General features: G+C 65.2%; 20 protein-coding genes. 6 read left to right on the top strand and 14 right to left on the bottom strand.

From position 1 onward, the window contains the following. The first annotated feature begins 32 nt into the window (after positions 1-32). Entirely contained in the window at positions 33-599 is a 567-nt protein-coding gene (gene efp / locus G6P99_RS22565; RefSeq protein ID WP_029083344.1) for an elongation factor P, read from the top strand. 144 nt (positions 600-743) lie between these two features. Beyond that, positions 744-2,330, top strand: coding sequence for a peptidoglycan DD-metalloendopeptidase family protein (locus tag G6P99_RS22560; RefSeq protein ID WP_029083345.1), 1,587 nt, complete (start codon positions 744-746; stop codon positions 2,328-2,330). 24 nt (positions 2,331-2,354) lie between these two features. Here the strand turns inward: G6P99_RS22560 and G6P99_RS22555 are convergent, their stop codons facing one another. The 3 genes from G6P99_RS22555 to G6P99_RS22545 all read right to left on the bottom strand — a co-directional run bounded on the left by G6P99_RS22555 (position 2,355) and on the right by G6P99_RS22545 (position 4,488). Further along, positions 2,355-3,248, bottom strand: a complete 894-nt coding sequence (locus G6P99_RS22555) for a dihydrodipicolinate synthase family protein (RefSeq protein WP_029083346.1) — start codon at positions 3,246-3,248, stop codon at positions 2,355-2,357. Between the two features lie 211 nt (positions 3,249-3,459). Beyond that, positions 3,460-3,966: a cupin domain-containing protein gene (locus G6P99_RS22550; RefSeq protein WP_029083347.1), complete on the bottom strand. Its 507-nt coding sequence runs from the start codon at positions 3,964-3,966 to the stop codon at positions 3,460-3,462. Between the two features lie 48 nt (positions 3,967-4,014). Further along, the gene (locus G6P99_RS22545; RefSeq protein ID WP_029083348.1) at positions 4,015-4,488 is read right to left on the bottom strand and encodes a carboxymuconolactone decarboxylase family protein; all 474 of its coding nucleotides are present in this window, start codon (positions 4,486-4,488) and stop codon (positions 4,015-4,017) included. 93 nt (positions 4,489-4,581) lie between these two features. Between G6P99_RS22545 and G6P99_RS22540 the strand changes: the two genes are divergently transcribed. Both G6P99_RS22540 and G6P99_RS22535 read left to right on the top strand, forming a co-directional pair. Then, on the top strand, positions 4,582-5,154 hold the full coding sequence (locus tag G6P99_RS22540) for a MarR family winged helix-turn-helix transcriptional regulator (protein WP_029083349.1): 573 nt from the start codon (positions 4,582-4,584) through the stop codon (positions 5,152-5,154). Positions 5,155-5,209: 55 nt separating this feature from the next. Beyond that, positions 5,210-6,445, top strand: a complete 1,236-nt coding sequence (locus G6P99_RS22535; RefSeq protein ID WP_029083350.1) for a lytic murein transglycosylase — start codon at positions 5,210-5,212, stop codon at positions 6,443-6,445. A 101-nt stretch (positions 6,446-6,546) separates the two neighbouring features. Here the strand turns inward: G6P99_RS22535 and G6P99_RS22530 are convergent, their stop codons facing one another. The 7 genes from G6P99_RS22530 to G6P99_RS22500 form a co-directional block, all read right to left on the bottom strand. Continuing rightward, positions 6,547-7,359 (bottom strand): SDR family NAD(P)-dependent oxidoreductase, encoded by an 813-nt coding sequence (locus G6P99_RS22530; protein ID WP_029083351.1) that lies wholly within the window; start codon positions 7,357-7,359, stop codon positions 6,547-6,549. A gap of 18 nt (positions 7,360-7,377) precedes the next feature. Then, the gene (gene recJ / locus G6P99_RS22525) at positions 7,378-9,219 is read right to left on the bottom strand and encodes a single-stranded-DNA-specific exonuclease RecJ (RefSeq protein WP_165123447.1); all 1,842 of its coding nucleotides are present in this window, start codon (positions 9,217-9,219) and stop codon (positions 7,378-7,380) included. Positions 9,220-9,374: 155 nt separating this feature from the next. Next, positions 9,375-10,094 (bottom strand): haloacid dehalogenase type II, encoded by a 720-nt coding sequence (locus G6P99_RS22520; RefSeq protein WP_029083353.1) that lies wholly within the window; start codon positions 10,092-10,094, stop codon positions 9,375-9,377. 143 nt (positions 10,095-10,237) lie between these two features. Then, complete coding sequence (gene glpX, locus G6P99_RS22515) at positions 10,238-11,236, bottom strand: class II fructose-bisphosphatase (protein WP_029083354.1); 999 nt, start codon at positions 11,234-11,236, stop codon at positions 10,238-10,240. Between the two features lie 79 nt (positions 11,237-11,315). Beyond that, a complete protein-coding gene (locus G6P99_RS22510; RefSeq protein WP_029083355.1) occupies positions 11,316-12,635 on the bottom strand; it encodes a homoserine dehydrogenase in 1,320 nt (439 codons plus the stop codon). A 22-nt stretch (positions 12,636-12,657) separates the two neighbouring features. Then, complete coding sequence (locus G6P99_RS22505) at positions 12,658-13,878, bottom strand: LL-diaminopimelate aminotransferase (RefSeq protein ID WP_029083356.1); 1,221 nt, start codon at positions 13,876-13,878, stop codon at positions 12,658-12,660. Between the two features lie 214 nt (positions 13,879-14,092). Further along, a complete protein-coding gene (locus G6P99_RS22500; RefSeq protein ID WP_051346563.1) occupies positions 14,093-14,404 on the bottom strand; it encodes a hypothetical protein in 312 nt (103 codons plus the stop codon). Positions 14,405-14,696: 292 nt separating this feature from the next. Here G6P99_RS22500 and G6P99_RS22495 point away from each other — a divergent pair, with 292 nt between their 5' ends. Next, positions 14,697-16,496 (top strand): PHA/PHB synthase family protein, encoded by a 1,800-nt coding sequence (locus G6P99_RS22495; RefSeq protein WP_029083358.1) that lies wholly within the window; start codon positions 14,697-14,699, stop codon positions 16,494-16,496. 73 nt (positions 16,497-16,569) lie between these two features. Beyond that, on the top strand, positions 16,570-16,968 hold the full coding sequence (locus G6P99_RS22490; protein WP_165123445.1) for an MAPEG family protein: 399 nt from the start codon (positions 16,570-16,572) through the stop codon (positions 16,966-16,968). A gap of 107 nt (positions 16,969-17,075) precedes the next feature. Here G6P99_RS22490 and G6P99_RS22485 read toward each other — a convergent pair whose 3' ends face one another. From G6P99_RS22485 to G6P99_RS22470, 4 genes are all read right to left on the bottom strand, one after another. Next, positions 17,076-17,693, bottom strand: coding sequence for a class I SAM-dependent methyltransferase (locus G6P99_RS22485; RefSeq protein ID WP_051346564.1), 618 nt, complete (start codon positions 17,691-17,693; stop codon positions 17,076-17,078). 14 nt (positions 17,694-17,707) lie between these two features. Beyond that, positions 17,708-18,688, bottom strand: a complete 981-nt coding sequence (gene argC / locus G6P99_RS22480; protein WP_029083360.1) for an N-acetyl-gamma-glutamyl-phosphate reductase — start codon at positions 18,686-18,688, stop codon at positions 17,708-17,710. Next, on the bottom strand, positions 18,685-19,362 hold the full coding sequence (locus tag G6P99_RS22475) for an FMN-binding negative transcriptional regulator (RefSeq protein ID WP_165123443.1): 678 nt from the start codon (positions 19,360-19,362) through the stop codon (positions 18,685-18,687). Before G6P99_RS22475 ends, argC begins: the two co-directional genes overlap by 4 nt. Before the next feature lie 220 nt (positions 19,363-19,582). After that, positions 19,583-20,572, bottom strand: coding sequence for an MBL fold metallo-hydrolase (locus G6P99_RS22470; protein ID WP_029083362.1), 990 nt, complete (start codon positions 20,570-20,572; stop codon positions 19,583-19,585). Positions 20,573-20,655: the final 83 nt, after the last annotated feature.

Raw genomic sequence — 20,655 nt, 5'->3', positions numbered from 1 at the left:
CGCCCCCGCCTCCCAAATTCAGGAAAACACCTTTGAAAGTCATCGCCAGTTCCATCCGCAAGGGCAACATCATCGAGCAGGACGGCCGGCTCTATGTGGTGCTGTCCGCCGAGAACATTCACCCCGGCAAGGGCACCCCGGTCAGCCAGATCGAAATGCGCCGCATCGGCGACGGCGTGAAGGTCTCGGAGCGCTACAAGACCACCGACCAGGTCGAGAAGGCCACCGTCGAAGACCACAACTACAACTACCTTTATGAAGACGCCGACGGCTTCCACTTCATGAACAACGACAACTACGATCAGGTCCAGGTCTCCAAGGAGATCGTCGGCTCTTCCTCACCGTATCTGCAGGAGAACATGACCGTGAAGCTCTCGATGCACGAGGGCAATCCGGTCGCGATCCAGCTGCCCCAGCGCGTGACGCTGGAAGTGGTCGAGACCGAGCCCGTCACCAAGGGGCAGACCGCCTCCTCGTCCTACAAGCCCGCGATCCTGTCCAATGGCGTGCGCACCGGCGTGCCGCCGCACGTTGCCGCCGGAACGCGCATCGTGGTCATGACCGAGGACGGTTCGTACGTTGAACGCGCCAAGGACTGAGCGCTGAGGCGCGGTGGGATTTAGAATGAATCATCACCGCGCATCAGCTTGTTGTTTAAGCATAAAGTTTCCGGAAAACCGCTACACAGTTTTCCGGATATTGCTTTAGAATCCCCGGCGGTCAGACATGAGCCGGGGGGTGCAGTGAACAGCAAGGTTGTCAGCTTCATCAGTTGCTGGCTGGCAGTCCTGCTCTCGCCTCCTCCCAGCGCTCATGCCGACGAATTCCGAACGCCGTCGATCTCGGCCATGCGGGTCGAATGGCGCGCGGTGCTGGACCAGCTCCGGCAGGAGATCAGCACCCGGCCGGCCATTGCCTCCAATTTCGCCTTCGCCGGCCAACGCCGCGTCCCGGCCACCGATCCGCGCGCGACCCCCGCACTGGTGCAACTGAACGCGCTGACGTCGCCGCTCTTCCCCGGCATCGCGCGCAGCCCGATTCCGGTGCTGCTGCCGTTCGACCCCGCAAGCTATCTCGACGCGCGGAAAAGCGGTGCGCCGGACAGCCTGTCGGTCGCGCGCTATCAGGCTGATTTCCGCCCTGCCGATGTCTTTCATGCCGGCGCGTCCGGCTACGACGTGGTGTTCTCGCTCGACCCGGGCGCCGGCGACGGCATGCCGCCGCGGACGTTTGCCAAACCGGTCGAGGTGCAGATCTCGGGGTCGATCCTGGTCTACGACCTCGCCGACCGGCTCGGCGGCAAGGGCGAGCCGGTCAAGACGCTGGCCGCGCAGTTTCCGGACATCCGCCGCTTCATCCGCGAAGGCTATGTCCGCTACGCCTTCACCCGTTTCGGGATTCCCTATGTCGTCTCGATCCAGTGCCTCGACAGCGCGCCGCGGCCGAAGCGGCTGGCCTGTCGTGAGGCCTATCCGGTCGCCGAGCGCTTCCTGAAGGCGTTGCACATCGCAGGCGGCCAGCCGTCGCGGTCGCGCAGCGACGTCGCCTCCGACATCGCCGAGCGGCCGGCGGCCGCATCGGCTGACTTCACCTACCGCCCGAGCGGCGACATCGTCGCGGGCAGCGGCGGACACAGGCAGCAAGGGGGCCACGCCGACTTCACCGTCTATTCGCAGATCCGCTTTCCACTGGAGAAGGCGCCGGCCTTCGCACACTCGCAATCCTTCGCCAGGCGCAAGGCGGGCGCGACGGTCGACGTGTATCCCTGGCAGGATAATTTCTGCGAGGCCCGCAGTTTTGAGGTCGGCCAATGCACCAGCGGCTTTGGCCATCAGGGCCAGGATATCAGGCCAGGCGCCTGTCCCGCAGACAGCAAGGACGGTTGCGACCCCAAGCAGCAGGGCGTGGTCGCGGTGCGCGACAGCATCGTGATCCGCTCGCCGCAGCAGCAGGCCGCGACATTACAGGTCAACACCCGCACCGAGCATATCCGCTTCCGCTACATGCACATGAACCCGTCGGCGATGGATGCCGATGGTTTGCTCAACGGACGCCGCGTCAGCGAGGGCGAGAAGATCGGCGTGGTCTCGAACTATCTCGATCACCCCAACGGCACGTCGCGGCATCTGCATTTCGACGTCCAGGTGTTCACCCGCGACGGCTGGCTGTGGGTTAATCCCTACACCACCCTGGTGTCGGCCTATGAGCGGCTGATCCGCGGCCGCGGCCACGAGATCGGACCCGAGCCCGGACCTGCGTCCGCCGTGGCGCACGCCCTGCCCGACGATGTCGTGCATCGCATCGACACCCAGGAGGGTGGCGGCAACTAGAGCGGCCGCGCTTCAGGCATGCGATCAGTCGATCTCCATCGCAGCCAACGTCTCCTTGACCCTCCTCTGCGCGTCCGCGGGCAGCGGCAAGATCGGACGCGGCGGCTCGGCCACACAGACACCTCTGAGATTGGCGATCGCGTAGACAACGCGCAGACCCGAGAATGTCTTGAACAGATCCCACATCGGCTGCAAAGTCGCATTGAGCTGCCGCGCCCGGGCCGCATCGCCGCTCGTCACGGCACGAACGATATCCACGCAAACCCTGGGGAAGATGCCTGCGAGAACGCTGTACCAGGTATCGCCACCTGCCAACAGCGCCTCGGTGCAATTCCAGTCCGCGCTGTAACCGAGCGCGAGCCCGCTCGGAACGACAGCCCGCAATTCCCTGAGATGGCCGGACACCGCCGCCGCATCCAGCGCAGGACTTTTGACCGCGACGATCCCCTCGACGCGGCTCAAACGGCCGATGAGTGCCGGCGTGAACCGGAAATGGGTCGTTCCGGGATTGTCGTAGATGCAAATCGGCAGCCTGCTCTCGCGGGCCACGGTTTGAAAATGCTCAAAGACCTCGTCGTCAGTCAAAGGCGTATAGGAAACCGCGGCCAAAAGGCCCGCCGTCGCGCCGGCCTCACGCGCATCCTGGGCCAGCCGCACCGCGTCGTCGGTGCGCAGCGAGCCGACGCCGACCAAAATCGGCATTTGACCTTCAGCCAAGGCGGCGGCCGCCTGCACGGCTCGCCGCCGCTCATCGCGACTGAAATACGGATATGAACCGGTGCTTCCGAGCAGCCCGATCGAATCCACCTTCGCCGTAATCACGGGGTCGAGCACTGCGCGAAGAGCTCCCAGATCGACCCGCCCATCCCGGTTCGAGGGCGTAATCGGGAAGGCAGAGAGCCCCTTCAGACTGATCATCGGTTTGTCCCTCGTCGGTAGTCGCCCCCAGAGCACCGGCGATCGGAACGCTCTTGGAACGCAATTGGTACGCTCTGGGTCGCGACCGGCACAGCAACCTGCCGCGCAATCAATCCACGCATCGGATTGCGCGCAAGGTCCACTTTCATGCGAGTTCGGCACCAAACTGGTCCAGTGCGCCCGTCTTGCAAGACCAGCGCCCCGCCGATCGCTATTCGAGCATCGTGGTCAGCTGCGCGCCTTCATCCGCCACGAACACGGCGATCAGCTCGGCGGGCTCCGTGGTGCTCGCATTGGCCGAGACCATGTGGGTCGAGCCCGGCGGCTCGAAGAAGGACTGGCCGACCTTGAACGTCTCGACCGGTCCGCCGCCGAGCTGGGAACGGATTTCACCCTTGGTGATGTAGGCGGTCACCGAACCCGAATGACGGTGCGGCGGCGTGAACCCGCCGGGACCGTAGAACACTCGCACCACCGTGACCCGCTTGCCCGCCACGTTCGGCAACGCATGCGAGGTGATGACCTCGACCTTGTCGAGCGGTGACGCCGCATTCGCGCTCGCGCACAGCGGCGCGATCACCGAGGCGATCGCATCCATCGGGGTCGGCAAGGCCTTGCCGATCACGAAGGCGCAGGCCAGTCCCGCGATCACGGCCAGCGAGACCGGCCGCGGCGGCCGCGCGAATGGAAGAGATGGTGTCATCGCGATCGAGGTCATTGGTGCTTCTCCCCTGTCAGTTGCTTCATTAGTCGCGCGCGGTCCGGCTCACGAAGCCGCCGCGTTCTGCCTGCGTGGCGGCGGCGTCCAGCGATAGGCTGCGCCGAACCGGTTCCAGACATTGATCGATGCGATCGCCGAGGTGAGATAAGTCAGCTCCTGCTCGGAGAATTCGGCGGTGACTTGCGCATAGACCTCGTCGCTGACGCCGTTCGGCAAGGTCGTCAGCGCTTCGGTCCAGACCAGCGCCGCGCGCTCGCGGGCCGAGAACTGCGGCGCCTCGCGCCACACCACGACGAGGTTGAGCTTGTCTGCGGGCACGCCGAGGCTTTCGCCTTGCAGGATGTGGTACTGCACGCAGAACGCGCAGCCGTTGATCTGCGAGGCGCGCAGCTTGACGAGCTCGAGCAGCTGCTTGTCGAGGCCGGCCTTGGCCGCGAACTGGCCGAGCGCACGCACGGCGGCGAAGACATCGGGCGCGAGCTTCTCGAAGTCGGTGTATTCCTTGCGGGCATGTGACATCGGCCTGGCCTCATGTTATCAGTGTACTGAGATATTATCAGAGCTCTGATACTGAGCAAGATGCGGACATCGGCGAAGGCGGCATCGGACGACATGGCGGGAATGCAGAAACGCGGGAAATCGGGCGCCGCCCAGCGGCGGCCGGCGGGGAAAACGGCGGCCGGCAGGGTTGCTGTCGGGGCAGGATCGGCCGCAGACGCCCTGCTCGCCACGCCCATCCCGCCGCCCGGCGAAGGTAAACGCGGCGAACAGGGCTATCTCGCCTATCTGCTGCGCCAGGCGCACGCGGCCTCGCGGCTGTCGATGGAGCGCGCGCTCGCGCAGCTTGGCGTCACCTCGCCGCAATTCGTCGTGCTGACGATGCTGAAGGCCTATCCGGGGCTCTCGGGCGCCGATCTGGCGCGGGTGGCGTTTCTGACGCCGCAGACCGTCAGCGTGATCATCCGCAACCTCGAACGCGACGGCGCGATCCGCAAGACGCCGCACCCCGTCCACGGCCGGGTGCTGCAGTGGACGCTGACCAGCCATGGAACCGCGCTGCTGGAGAAATGCCGCCATATCGCCCAGGCGCAGGAGCGACGGCTCGCCGCGAGCCTCGACGCCGGGTCGGAACAGGTGGTCCGGCAGTGGCTGTCAAAAATCGCCACGGATTTGCAGGATAGCTAGTCCCTGCGGCGGCGTGGCTTTTGGCTCACCCGATCGGCGCCGCTACACTGGCCAGATGAAACAGCCTGATTCTTTGAAATCCCCTGCCCGCCGCGCCGTCCTGAAGGCGGGGCTCGCGGCAGGCGTGACGCTCGCCAACCCGTTCGGTGCACTGGCGGCCGCGCCTGCGGGCTTCGACCAGTGGCGCGACAATTTCCGCGCCCGCGCACTGGCAAAGGGCATTTCGGAGGCGACCTGGAACCGCTGCATGGGGCGGGTCGAGCCCGACATGAGCGTGTTCAGGCAGATGCGCAACCAGCCTGAATTCCACGAGCAGATCTGGCAGTACATCAACCGCCGCGTCTCCGACTGGCGGATCATCCACGGCCGCGAGGCGCTCAAGAAGAACGACGCGCTGTTCGGCCGGATCGAGCGCGACTTCGGCGTCGAGCGCGGCACGCTGCTCGCGCTGTGGGGCGTGGAATCAGCCTATGGCGATCCGCTGGTGCAGCAGAACCATATGACGCCGGTGTTTCCCTCGCTGGCGGCGCTCGCCTGGAACGAGCCGCGCCGCAAGGCCTATTGGGAGACCGAGCTGATCAACGCGATGAAGATCGTGCAGCGCGGCTGGAGCACGCCGGAGGAGATGAACGGCTCCTGGGCCGGCGCGATGGGCCATTCGCAATGGATGCCGGAAGTCTGGCTCAATGTCGGCTTCGACTATGACGGCGACGGCAAGGTCTCGCCGTTCGGCCGTCCCGACGACGCGCTGGGCTCGACCGCGAAATACCTGGTCAATCGCGGCAAGTGGCACCGCGGCGAGCATTGGGGCTACGAAGTCCGCGCGCCGGGCGGCAGTGCCAGCGGCAACCGCTCCTATGCGGCCTGGGCCAGCGCCGGCGTCGTCAGAGCCGACGGCCAGCCATTTCCGCAGCCGAACGCGTCAGCGCAGCTCTGGATCCCGGTTGCCGGCGGCCCCGCCTTCCTGCTCGGGCCGAACTTCAATTCGGTGAAGAGCTACAATCCCTCGATGAACTACGCGCTGGCGATCTGCCATCTCGGCGACCGCTGCCTCGGCGGACCGCCCTTCATCCAGCCCTTCCCCGGCTCCGAGCGCGCGCTGACGCTCGCCGAGGTGCAGGAGATGCAGACGCGCCTGACCAAGGCGGGCTTCGACACCGGCGGCACCGACGGCCGCGTCGGCAACGACACCATGAAGGCGATCAAGGACTACCAGGTCAAAATGGGCCTGTTGCCCGCCGATGGTTACGGCGGGCTGAAGGTGCTGGCGCGGCTGCGGCAAGGCGGCTAGGTAACCCTCGCCGTCATTGCGAGCGCAGCGAAGCAATCCATCTCTCCGCGCTTGCGGGACAATGGATTGCTTCGTCGCTTCGCTTCTCGCAATGACGGAGATTATTTCGGCTGCCGCACCACGCCGCCGGCGTTCATGCCGCCGTCGATTACGAGCTCGGTGCCGGTGACGTAACGCGACGCATCGGAGGCGAGATAGAGCACGCCCTGCGCGATCTCGATGGCCTGGCCGGCGCGGCCGAGCGGCGTGGCGAATTTGGCGCGTTCCTCCGGATCGATCGGCGCGTTCTGCCCGGCGCCGGTCGCTCCGGTCGGAATCTTGCCCCAGATCGGCGTGTCGATGATGCCGGGATGCACGGAATTGACGCGGATGCCGTCGTTCACCTGCGCGCACTCCATCGCGATCGACTTGGCGAACAGCCGGACCGCGCCCTTGGTCGCGCTGTAGCCGGCGAGGTTCGCGGCTCCGCGCAGACCCGCGAGCGACGACATCATGATGATGGAGCCGCTGCCATGCTTGCGCATCAGCGGCAGCGAGTGCTTCACCGACAGGAACACGCCGTCGATATTGATGGCGGTCTGCCGGCGCCAGTCAGCGAGCGACATATCGACAATCGAGGGCGCGCCGATGCCGATGCCGGCGTTCGACACCATGATGTCCAGGCGGCCATAGCGCTTGCCGATGTCGGCGACGACCTCGATCCAGCGCTCCTCGCTGGTGACATCCTGCGGCAGAAAGATCACCTCGCGACCAGCCTTCTTGAGCCGCGCGGCGAGCTCCGGTCCCCGCAACTCATCGATATCGGTCGCAACAACGGTCGCGCCTTCCTGCGCGAACAATTCAACGATCGCCTCGCCGATGCCTGATGCGCCGCCGGTCACCAGCGCGACCTTGCCTTCAACCTGTCCTGACATGTCCTCTCCCAACGTTTCTTATCGGATCACCGTCGGGCCCTGATCCGGCACCGCGACGTCGAGCACACGGAATTGCACACGTTCGGTGCCTTGCCAACGGTCGACTGCGAGAGAGCCTGCCACGTGCAATTGCTGGCCGCGATTTTGCGTCAAGGCGCTGCCGAGCTTCTGTCCGACGGAGCGGAATGCGATAGCGTTGACGATCGAACCGTCGCCGGACTTGAAGCGCAGCCGCAAATGCGCCTGCCCGACCTCGTCGGCATAGACCAGCTGATGCGACGGCAGCGCGATCACCGGCTCGGGATTGGCGCTGCCGAACGGGCCGGCGCGATTGAGCGTCGCGGCAAATTCCGGCGTCACCGCGCGCGCCGTCACCGCACCATCGATGAACAGCTCGTTCTCGTGACGCGAGTTGGCGACGTCGGCCGCCAGCGCGCTTTCCATGTAGGCGCGGAATTCGGCGAGCTTCTCCTTGCGCAGCGTGACGCCGGCCGCCATCGCGTGGCCGCCGCCCTTCATCAAGAGGCCGTCATGCACCGCCTGCCGCACCGCCTTGCCGAGATCGACGCCGCCGATCGAGCGGCCCGATCCGGTGCCGATGCCGCCCGGCTCAAGCGCGATCGCAAACGCGGGACGCGCGAACTTCTCCTTCAGCCGCGCCGCGACCAGCCCAACCACGCCGGGATGCCAGCCCTCGGCGGCGGTGACGATCACCGCGCCCTTGTCCTCGAGCCCGAGCGAGGCCAGAGCCTCGGCTTCGGCCTGCGCCTCGGCGGCCTGCTCGATCACGCGCCGCTCGGCGTTGAGGCGGTCGAGTTCGGCCGCGATGCGCGCGGCCTCCGAGACATCGCCCTCGAGCAACAGCCGCACGCCGAGATCGGCGCGCCCGATGCGGCCGCCGGCATTGATGCGCGGCCCCAGCATGAAGCCGAGATGCCAGGCCTCCGGCGGGCCGTTGAGCCGCGCCACGTCCATCAGCGCGGTGTGGCCGACATGGTCGCGGCGGCGCATCGCGATCAGGCCCTTGGCGACGAAGGCGCGGTTGAGCCCGATCAGCGGCGCGACGTCGGCGACGGTGCCGAGCGCGACATGATGCAGCATGCTGAGCAGGTCCGGCTCCGGCATTTCGCCGCTCCAGAAGCCGCGCTGGCGCAGTTCGCGATTGACCGCGACCAATGTCACCAGCACGAGCCCGACGGCCGCGAGGTGACCGAGGCCCGAGAGATCGTCGGGCCGGTTCGGATTCACCAGCGCGTCCACCTCAGGCAACTCATCGCCGGTCTGGTGATGATCGATCACCACCACCGACATGCCGAGCTTCTTCGCCTCCGCCAGCGGCTCGATGCTGGTGGTGCCGCAATCGACCGTGACCAGCAGCGTCGCGCCCTTGGCGGCCAGCGCGCGGACAGCGTCGACGTTCGGACCGTAGCCTTCGAAGATGCGGTCGGGAATATGGATCAGGGGATCCAGCCCGCAATGGCGCAGATGCCAGGTCAGCAGCGCCGCCGAGGTCGCGCCGTCGACGTCATAGTCGCCGAAGATCGCGACCTTCTCGCCGCGTACCGCGGCATCCGCGATGCGCTTGGCGGCAAGCTCCATCTCGGTGACCGTGTGGGGATCCGGCATCAGCTTGCGGATGGTCGGGTCGAGGAAGTCGGCGACATCGTCGATCCCGACGTCGCGCCCGGCCAGCACGCGCGCCAGCATCTCCGGCAGATTGTGGCGCTGGACCATCGCAAGCACCCGCGCCGCCCCGCGCGCATCCAGCCGGTCGCGCCAGAGCTTTCCGGTCAACGACCGCGTCACGCCGAGGAACGCCGGCGGCGCCTCGACGGGCAATGCGGATGCGTGCAGCGTCATGATCCCTTCTGGAGCCAGAGCGATTTCGAGCGAAGCGGGCAGCGGTTCGCGTGAAGAAAACGCGTCAAAACAAATCTAGGGCTCCGGTTCCGACCCAAATCAGAACCGACGCTCCAGCCAGGAATCGTAGCGCTTCGATGATTCGCAGACCAGTTCTAGCAGCCCATCCGGGTGGCGATTTCCCCGAAATCCTTGGCCACGATGTCCCATTCGCCGGTGGCCTCGAAATCGTATTTCTGCAGGGGTCCGTATTCGGCCGGCCGCGCCACGAAGGCAGTCTTGAGGCCGTGCTTCTGCGCATGCTTCAGATCGTAATTGTGCGCGGCGACCATCATCACCTGCTCCGGCGGCAGGCAGAGCAGTTTTGCGGCGCCCAGATAGGTTTCCGGATCTGGCTTGTAATGCTCGAACAGCTCGGCGGACATGACCAGATCCCACGGCAGACCTGCGAACTTCGCCATGTTGGTGAGCAGCGCGACGTTGCCATTCGAGAGCGGCGAGATGATGTATTTGGTCTTCAGCCGGGTCAGGCCGGCGACGCTGTCGGGCCAACCGTGCAGGCGATGCCAGCCCAGCGTCAGATGCTGCAGGTCGGCCTCGGTCAGCCCCTTGACGTCGAATTGCGCGACCAGCTTCTCCAGCGAGCGGCGGTGCAGCACGTCGAGGATGACGTAGCCGTTCTGCGGGTTCTTGCGCACCTCGTCCATCGAGGCCGCATAGACAGCGCGCCAGCCATCGACCAGCGCGGTCCAGTCAGCCTTGATCCCCCGCGTCTCGCCCCATTTGGTGAAATCGTTGATCAGGCTGGTGCGCCAGTCGACGACGGTTCCGAACACGTCGAACACCAGTGCCTTGACGCCGGACAGATCAGACATGCTCGTCTCCCTTTTTCTTGTTGTTTATCCCGTCGTTCCGGGATGGTGCGTAAGCACCAGACCCGGAACCTCGAGATTCCCCGATGCGCAATTGCGCATCTGTGGTCTGGTCCTTCGGACCATCCCGGAATGACGGTGTCTGCTCAATCCAGGTGGAATTTCTCCAGCTGCCGATGCTCGGCCTTGATGTAGCGCACGGTGCCGGTGACCGAGCGCATCACGACCGTCTCGGTCTCGATCACGTCCTTCTTGAACTTCACGCCCGTCAGCAGCGAGCCGGTGGTGACGCCGGTGGCGGCGAACAGGCAGTCGCCCTTGGCCATATCCTCGATGCCGTAGATCATCTTCGGATCGATGACGCCCATCTTGTGCGCGCGCTCGCGCTTCTCCTCGGTGTCGAGGATCAGGCGGCACTGCATCTGACCGCCGATGCAGCGCAGCGCGACCGCCGCGAGCACGCCCTCGGGCGCGCCGCCGGTGCCGATATACATGTCGACGCCGGTCTCATCGGGCTTGGCACAGTGAATGACGCCGGCGACGTCGCCGTCGGTGATCAGCTGCACCGCAGCGCCCGTCGAGCGCACGCTGTTGATGATGTCGGCATGGCGCGGACGGTCGAGCACCAGCACGTTGATGGCGGTGGGATCGACGCCCTTGGCCTTGGCGAGGCGGCGGACATTGTCGGCCGGCGGCGCGTCGAGCTCGATCACGTTCTTGGCGTAGCCGGGACCGATCGCGATCTTCTGCATATAGACGTCGGGCGCGTGCAGTAGCGTGCCGCCGTCGGCCATCGCCATGGTGGCGATCGAGCCCGGCATGTTCTTGGCGCACAGCGTGGTGCCTTCGAGCGGATCGACCGCGATGTCGACCTTGGGACCGGCATTGAGGCCGACCTTCTCGCCGATGAACAGCATCGGCGCCTCGTCGCGCTCGCCCTCGCCGATCACGACCGTGCCCTCGATCGGCAGCTTGTTGAGCTCGCGCCGCATGGCGTCGACCGCGGCCTTGTCGGCGGCCTTCTCCTGGCCATGGCCGCGCAGCCGCGCGGCAGACACCGCCGCGCGCTCCGTCACCCGCACGATTTCGAGCGTCAGGATGCGCTCAAGCAACATTTGCGGCGGAACGGAAATATGGGTCGACATCAGCGTACTCCTTAAGCCTCGGGGACAGGCCAGCCTGCCCGCATCAATCGTCTCACGCCCGACCCGTTCAGGCCATGCGCTAGTTTTTCTCGATCCGGATCACCTGCGGCCGGCCGCTGATGACCTTATCGCGTTGCACTGCGGCCAGCGCGCGATGCACCGCATCCTCGCTGGTCGCATAGGTAATCAGAATGACCGGGACCGGTGAAGGTTTTTTGGCCGCACCGTTCACATCGACGCCATCCGGATGCCGCTGCACGATGGATTCCAGGGATATCTTCTGTTCCGCAAGCCGGGTGGCGATTGTTGCGGCAGTGCCTGCAAGATCGCGCGCCATCAGGCGGATATAATAGCCACCCTCATGGCGCTCCATCGGCGCCTTGACGGTGTCGCGCAACCGCTCGACGGGACGGCCGAACGGCTTGGCGCGGATGCCGCGCGCCACGTCGGCGATGTCGGCGACCACGGCCGAGGCGGTCGCGCCGCCACCGGCGCCCGGACCGACCAGCGTGATCGGCGGAATGCCCTCGCCGTCGATCGCAACCGCATTGGTGACGCCCATCACCTGCGCGATCGGGGATGATTTCGGCACCATGGTCGGATGTACGCGCTGCTCAATGCCCTTTGCCGTGCGCACGGCGACGCCGAGCAGCTTGACCCGGTAGCCGAGTTCCGCGGCCGCCTTGAGGTCTTCCGGCGTGATCGAGGAGATGCCTTCGACATAGACCGCGCTTTCCGCGACCTTGGTTCCGAAGGCGAGGCTCGCCAGGATCGCCAGCTTCTGCGCGGTGTCGTGACCATCGACGTCGAACGACGGGTTGGCTTCGGCATAGCCTAGACGCTGGGCGTCCTTCAGGCATTCCTCGAACGACAATCCCTCCTGCTCCATCCGCGTCAGGATGTAATTGCAGGTGCCGTTGAGGATGCCATAGACGCGGTTGACGCTGGTTCCGGCGAGGCCCTCGCGCAGCGTTTTGATGACCGGGATCGCCGCACCGACCGCCGCCTCGAAATTCAGCGCGCCGCCGTGCTTCTCGGCGGCTGTGGCGAGACGCAGGCCGTGCTTGGCGATCAGCGCCTTGTTGGCGGTGACCACCGACTTGCCGGCCTTCAGCGCCGTCTCGATCGCCGAGAGCGCGGGATCGCCGGCGCCGCCCATCAATTCGACGAAGCAGTCGATATTGGGATCCTCGGCCAGCGCCTCGGGGCTCTTCGCCCACGCGATGCCGCGCAGGTCGAGGCCGCGCTTCTTGGCCTTCGAGCGCGCCGTGACGGCGACGACGCGAATGCCGCGGCCGCTGCGCTCGGCCAGCGCCCGTCCTTGCGTTTCGATGAGGCGGACGACATCGGCACCGACGGTGCCGAGCCCCGCTATGCCCACGTTCAGGGGTGCGACCATGAGATTAAGCAACCTGGAAGGATTAACGCCGGTTGGCGAGAGGAACGACGTTGTGCAACGTTTCGATGCCGCTTTCAAGGAAGCGGCGCACGCCACGCGCGGCCTGCCGGATACGCTGCTCGTTCTCCACCATCGCGATGCGGACATAGCCTTCGCCGTGCTCGCCGAACGCCACGCCGGGCGACACCACGACGCCGGATTTCTCCACCATCAGGGTTGCGAACTGCATGCTGCCGACCGCCTCGAACGCCTTGGGCAGCGGCGCCCAGGCGAACATCGAGGCCTGCGGCGGCGGAATCTCCCAGCCGGCGCGGCCAAACGACTCGACCAGCGCATCGCGGCGCTTGCGGTAGGTGTCGCGCATCTCGCGGATGCAGTCGTCAGGGCCGTTGAGCGCGGCGGTCGCCGCCACCTGGACCGGCGTGAAGGCGCCGTAATCGAGATAGGATTTGACCCGCGCCAGTGCTGCGATGATGCGCTCATTGCCGACCGCAAAGCCCATGCGCCAGCCGGCCATCGAGAACGTCTTCGACATCGAGGTGAACTCGACGGTGACATCGATCGCGCCGGGCACCTGCAGCACCGATGGCGGCGGATTGTTCTCGTCGAAATAGACTTCGGCGTAGGCGAGATCGGACAGGATGAAGATGTCGTGCTTCTTCGCGAAGGCGACGAGATCCCTGTAGAAGTCGAGGTCCGCGACATAGGCGGTCGGGTTCGACGGATAGCAGACGATCAGCGCGATCGGCTTCGGGATCGAATGAATGATGGCCCGCTCGACCGCCTCGAAGAACTGCGGCGTCGGCTCCGACGGCACCGAGCGGATCACGCCGCCCGCCATCAGGAAGCCGAAGGCATGGATCGGATAGCTCGGATTGGGGCACAGCACGACGTCGCCGGGCGCGGTGATCGCCTGCGCGACGTTGGCAAACCCCTCCTTGGAGCCGAGGGTGGCCACGACCTGGCTATCGGGGTTGAGCTTGACGCCGAAACGGCGGGCATAATAGGCGGCCTGGGCCTTGCGCAGGCCGTTGATTCCGCGCGAGGCCGAGTAGCGGTCGGTCCGCGGCTTGCCCAGCGTCTCCTTCAGCTTCTCGATCACATGCGGCGGGGTCGGCAGGTCCGGGTTCCCCATGCCCATGTCGATGATGTCGGCCCCGGCGTTGCGCGCGGCCGCCTTGGCCTGGTTGACCTTCTCGAAGACATAAGGCGGCAGACGGCGAATGCGGTAAAAATCTTCCATGGGACCCTTGCTCCGACAACCCCAATGCCAGAATCGACGCCCTTTGGATCGATGCCGAAGCCTGCTCGGGCTCTTACGGAAGTCGCGCCAAATCAATAACTTAGAGCGAATTCAGGCGCACGATCTGAAGGCTACGGCCGGATATGCGGTTGAATTGAGGTTCTTTTAGCACGGACACCGGGCGGCGCCAGCGCTGATCGGCCACCTGGAACGCCTACTTCCCGCTCTGGGCTGTTGTCGCGCTTGGGGCTGCCGTCCCGCTCTGGGCTGCCGCCGACGCCTGGCGCTCGCGCGCGGCGATCAGCTCCTGCTCGATCTTGGCCTGATCCGCCGGCTTGATGGTCGGATCGGCGCGGTCGGGCGGCAGATCGTGGACCGGGAGGTAGCCGGTGGCATCCTTCGGCCGCGCCGGTGCGTCGGCCGGCATGGTCATATCGGCAATCGTGCTCGAGCAGCCGCTCAGCGCCGTCAACGACGCGAGCAGCGCTGCTGCAGCGAGCGCCCTTTTCATCCAATCGATCGGCATGTGCCGATATGTCCCCAACAAGCTAGCGCGCATGTCGCACGTTGCCGACACGGGTCGCACTGGTATGAGCTTTGCAACGTCCCCGCTGCGTTAATCCCGGCTTTAGCGTTTCAAACCATTGTCGCCCGAAACGCTTAAAGCGGGAACAGGAAATGCGACCCCTGAGGCTTCAATATGTCAGAACAAAGAATTTTTTATCGCACTGCAGCAGAGCGAAACATTGGATTTTGACCGATTCCCGTTGCCGCACCGCGCGATGACGCCCTCCAAACCACGCGATATTGTCCCTCAGATGAGCAACGTCAGTACCGACACCCAAGGCGCCCCGAAATTCAACGCCGAAGCCTTCGCCATGAACATCGCCCGGGCGATGGAGAGCAGCGGCCAGGCGCTTGCAGCCTATCTCAAGCCGCGCCAGACCGGGGAAGTCCGCGACAAGCCGCCGAATGAGCTCGGTGAGGTCATCAAGACCTTCAGCGTGATCGCCGAATACTGGCTGTCCGACAAGGAGCGCGCCTCTTCGCTGCAGATGCAGCTCGGCAAGGACTACCTCGATCTCTGGGGCGCGGCAGTGCGCCGCATGGCCGGCGAAGCCGATGCCAAGCCCGCGATCACGCCGGCACCGCGCGACAAGCGGTTCCAGGATCCGGAGTGGAAGTCGAACCAGTTCTTCGACTTCATCCTGCAGCTCTATCTGCTGACCGCGAAATGGGCGCAGCAACTGGTTCACGACGCCGACGGGATCGATCCGCATACCCGCAAGAAGGCGGAGTTCTATGTCCAGCAGATCAGCAACGCGCTGGCGCCGTCGAATTTCGTGCTGACCAATCCGGAGGTGCTGCGCGCCACCGTCGAGAGCAACGGCGACAATCTGGTGCGCGGCATGAAGATGCTGGCCGAGGATATCGAGGCCGGCCACGGCACGCTGCGGATCCGCCAGTCCGATTCGGCCAATCTCGAGGTCGGCGTCAATATGGCGACGACGCCGGGCAAGGTGATCTACCAGAACGAGCTGATGCAGCTGATCCAGTATTCGCCGGCGACCGAGAACGTGCTGCGTACGCCGCTCCTGATCGTGCCGCCGTGGATCAACAAGTTCTACATCCTCGATCTGCGCCCTGAGAAATCCTACATCAAATGGTGCGTCGACCAGGGCATCACGGTGTTCGTGATCTCCTGGGTTAATCCGGACAAGGAACTCGGCAAGAAGACCTGGGCCGACTACATGACCGGAGGCCCGCTCACCGCGATGGACGTGATCGAGAAGGCCACCGGCGAGCTGAAGGTGCACACCGCCGGCTATTGCGTCGGCGGCACCCTGCTCGCCTCAACGCTCGCCTACCTCGCCGAGAAGCGCCGCCAGCGCGTGACGTCGGCGACGTTCTTTGCCGCGCAGGTGGACTTCAGCCACGCCGGCGACCTCCTGGTATTCGTCGACGAGGACCAGATCTCGGCGCTGGAACGCGACATGCAGGAATCCGGCGTGCTCGAGGGCAGCAAGATGGCGATGGCCTTCAACATGCTGCGCTCGAACGACCTGATCTGGTCGTATGTCGTGAACAACTATTTGAAGGGCCAGTCGCCCTCCTCGTTCGACCTGCTGCACTGGAATTCGGATGCGACCCGGATGCCGTCGTCGAACCACTCCTACTATCTGCGCAACTGCTATCTGGAGAACCGGCTGTCGACCGGCACCATGGTGCTCGACAACACGCTGCTCGATCTGTCGAAGGTGAAGGTGCCGGTCTACAACCTCGCCGCACGCGAAGATCACATCGCGCCGGCGGAATCGGTGCTGTACGGCTCGCAGTTCTTCGGCGGCCCGGTGAAATATGTGCTGTCCGGCTCCGGCCATATCGCCGGCGTGGTCAATCCGCCCGCGTCGAAGAAGTACCAGTACTGGACCAACGACAACATCAAGGACATCAAGCTCGCCGACTGGCTAAAGGGCGCCGAGGAGCACAAGGGCTCGTGGTGGCCCGATTGGCGCGGCTGGCTGGAGAGCCATGATCCTGAGACGGTGCCGGCGCGCACGGTCGGGATGCCGGCGCTCGAGGACGCCCCGGGCAGCTATGTCCGTGTCCGCGCGTAGCGCGCGGTCTCCCGCTCAGCTATAAACAGGCGATCCCGACGGTCGGGAATCGAATTGACGTGAGGGGGAGACGATGACGCGCGAACTGTTCTGGCTGTCGCTGACGGTGATCCTGACCGGGCTGCTGTGGGTTCCCTACATCATCAACCGCTGCCAGGTGCGCGGCCTCTCCGGCGCGATGGGCAATCCCTCGCGCAACGACAAGCCGCACGCCGAATGGGCGAACCGGCTGATGTTCGCGCACGACAACGCGGTCGAGAACCTCGTGATCTTCGCGCCGCTGGTCCTGATCCTCAACGCCGCCGACTATTCCACCAAATGGACCGTGCTCGCCTGCGCCGTCTATTTCTGGGCCCGCGTCGCGCATCTGGTCGTCTACACGCTCGGCCTGCGGGTGTTCCGCACCCTGGCCTTCACGGTCGGCTTCATCGCGCAAGCGGTGCTCGCGCTCGCGATCTTCAAGATCGTCTGAGCTATCAATTCGCGCCGGCCGCGGTGCTGAAGCACGATGAAGTCATCGCGCTTCAACTCTTTTCTTGAGCATGATCGCTTCGGAAAACCGCTTCACACTTTTCCGGATCATGCTCTAGTCGCGCCGGCGCTATTCCTTAAGCCCTTGCGCACGACGATATGCAGCATCGTCGCGGGCGCCTCGTCAAAACTCTTGACCTCGCTGGTGTCGGACGAGACTTGGGTCCACGCCCCTGACGATGCGTAGGTCGCCGCCAGCCAGTCGGCCGCGGGGTAATTGTAGTAGCGGCCGATGCTGTCGCGGCCATCGCCATGGCCGATCTTGTAGCTCGCGTAGAAGATACCGCCGGACTTCAGCGCCCGGTGGATGCGGCTGATGATGCCGGCCAGTTCGTCGCGCGGCACGTGCAGCAGGCACGCGCTGGCCCAGACGCCGTCATAGACGTCCAGATCGTCGAGCTGGTCGAACAGCATCGCCTCGACCGGATGATTGATGCGGCGCGCCGCGACCTCGGCCATCTCGGGTGAACCATCGGTCGCACGCAGCACAAAGCCTTCGGCGAGCATGACCGCGGCATGATTGCCGGCGCCGCAGCCGAGTTCGAGGATCGCGCCGCCTCTCGGCAACAGGCCGAGAAAGCCCTTGAGCCGGGCGGACGGTGCTTTCGCCCACCCGGCATAGGCCTCGGCATTGCGCCGGTAGAATTGCAGCGTGGCGTCGTCCACCATGCGCCTCGCAGTTAGCTGTCGGCCAGTCCGAGCATCAGCCGCATGTTCTGCACGGCAGCGCCCGACGCACCCTTGCCCAGATTGTCGAGGCGGGCGACCAGCACCGCCTGATGGTGCTTGTCGCTGGCGAAGACATAGAGCTCGAGCTGGTTGGTCTCGTTGAGCGCCTCCGGCTCGATCTTTCCGCCCTTGCTGGCCTCGTTCTGCAGCGGCATCACCGAGACGTATTTGCTGCCGGCGTACCACTTCGCCAAAACAGCCTGCAGATCAGAACCGGTCGGCTTGCCCGGCAGCGCGTCGAGCTGCAGCGGCACCGAGACCAGCATGCCCTGCCGGTAGTTGCCGACCGACGGGATGAAGATCGGCCGCCGCGTCAGATGCGAATACAGTTGCATCTCCGGCACGTGCTTGTGCTCGAAGCCGAGGCCATAGAGCTCGAAGGCCGGCGCCAAGCCGTCCTCGAAGCTTGCGATCATCGACTTGCCGCCGCCCGAATAGCCGCTCACCGCGTTGACGGTGACGGGGTAATCCGCCGGCAGCAGGCCGGCATCGACGATCGGCCGCAGCAGCGCGATCGCGCCGGTCGGATAGCAGCCCGGATTGGAGACCTTTTTCGCGTTGCGAATCTTGTCGGCCTGGTCAGGCGCGAGCTCGGCGAAGCCATAGGCCCAGTCGGGCGCGACCCGATAGGCCGTCGACGCGTCGAGCACTTTCGGCGCTGAATTGCCCATGGTGTCGATCAGTGCGACGGTCTCCTTGGCGGCCTCGTCGGGCAGGCAGAGGATCACGAGATCCACCTCCTCCATCAGCGCGCGCTTGGCACCGGCATCCTTCCGCTTGTCCTCGGCGATGTGCTTCACCGCGACGTCGCCGATCGCGTGCAGCCGCTCCTGGATGCCGAGACCAGTGGTGCCGGATGCGCCATCGACGAACACGGTGGCCTTGGTCGCACCGCTCTTGATTTTCGGTTGGTTGGTGTCGGTGAGGGTCATGGCACGCTCCTTTCGAGCTCGTTGGTTTTGATAGCAAAGACATCCGGCCTAGCCTGCCGCATCAGATGCGCGATCTGCTGCGCGCCGGCGTTCGCCTGCGCGGCAAGGTTGCCCGCGACCGCCGCATAGTCGGTCTCGGACTTGTGCTGGTTCAGCTTGAAGCTGCCCTCCACCTCTTCCACCGTCATCTCAAGGCCCACGATCGCCTTCTTCATGGCATCGAGCCGCGCGGCGGTCACCTTAGCCGACGTCCACGGCTTCTTCGGCAACAGCCGGTCCTCGAACTTGGCGCTCAGCGCGTCGATCTGAACCGCAAGTTCCTCACCCGACAACATCCGCACCGGCCCGGTCAGATGCACGGCCTGATAGAGCCAGGTCGGCACCTGGTCGGGCGAAACGTACCAGTCCGGCGACACATAGGCATCCGCGCCGGTGACGGCCAGCAGCCAAGGCACCTCGCAAGCCGCCCCGCCCGCCAGCTTTACCAGCGGATTGTGACGGGCAACATGAAACAGCGCCCGCGGTGTGCCGTCGGCGGCGTAGCTCAGGTAGAACGGCAGCGCGGAGGCGATCGGCTTGGTGCCGTCCGACGCGCAGGCCAAGCCAAAACCGCGCGCTTCCGCAAAGGCGAGGCTTGCGGCACGGTCGGGCTTGAAAGGCGGTGGCGTATACATGGTCGAAGCTCCTGCATGACGAAGGAGCCGCCAGATCGAACCGCGTGTCTTTTTGAGGAGAGCGCCGCGGGACAGGATCCGGCGGCAGAGGCGATGGTCTTAAACGCGAGCGACCGCCCATACCGCGAGAATGCGGCGGCGGCGGGCAATGATAATGGTCGCGGCGTTGATCATGGGCGCGGCTATAAGGCCGCGCCCTCTTGTCGTCAAGAAAAACCGTTCAGATCACCGGATTCCACGGCGCCGGCACGAGCCGGTAGCCTATGCCGTCCTTCACCACGTTGCCGAGGCCCGGGAACGGATAGTGGAAGCCTTGCACCTGCAGCCGCTCCGCAACGATCATGTCGTAGACGCGGCGGCGGGTCTTCTCCGCCACGTCGGCGTCCTGGTCGAAGAAGGCATGCCAGCCAGGATTGGTCGCGAACAAAAGCGGATTGTTGGTGACGTCGGACTGGATGAAGACCTTGTCCGGGCCCGAGGCCAGCACGTAGGAGGTGTGGCCCGGCGTATGGCCGACGGTTTCGACCGAGGTCAGGCCCGGCGCGATCTCCTTGCCCCATTCGTAGGGCGTGACCTTCTTCTTCAGGCCGGCCTCGAAGATGTTGCGGTTGTTCTTGAACAGGCCCTGCATGCGGCCGGCCGGCGCCCGGCTCATCTCGCCGTCGTCCATCCAGAACTTCCATTCGGTCGCCGGCACCAGCACTTCGGCATTCGGGAATGCCGGCGTGCCTTCGGCGGTCAAGAGGCCGTTCACATGGTCGCCATGGAAATGCGAGATCACGACCATGTCGACAGCCTTGGGGTCGAAGCCGGCCGCGACGAAATTGTCGGCGAACAGGCCGTTGGCGCCCTTCGAGCTGGCCTTCGCCAGCGCGCCGTTGCCGGTGTCGATCACGACGAGCTTGCCGCCGGTGTTGAGCACCAGCGGCGCGAACCAGATCGTCACCATGTCGCGCGGCATGAACGCCTTCTCCAGCGCCGCGTTGATTTCGTCCCGCTTCGCATTGGGAATGAAGGCGTCTTCCAGCTTGAAGACGTTCTTGCCGTCGGACACCGCGGTGACCGTGATGTCGCCGACCTTGTAGCGATAGAAGCTCGGCGCCTGCTTGTCGGCGGCGGGTGCCGTGGCGGCCGCGGGACCGGCTGATAATAACGGTGCGGCGGCGATGCCGGCAGCGCCGGCGAGAGCGTGACGTCGTGTCAATTCCATATCATGACTCCCAGTGAAACGGTGATGCGATCGGTGGATGTCGCGCTTGCGGCGGTGAAGTTGTATCAGCGTCTCGATGCTCG

Origin of the sequence: Bradyrhizobium sp. 6(2017), from assembly GCF_011058295.2 — a bacterium.
Lineage (GTDB): Bacteria > Pseudomonadota > Alphaproteobacteria > Rhizobiales > Xanthobacteraceae > Bradyrhizobium > Bradyrhizobium septentrionale.
This window is presented reverse-complemented; position numbering and strand designations above follow the sequence as displayed.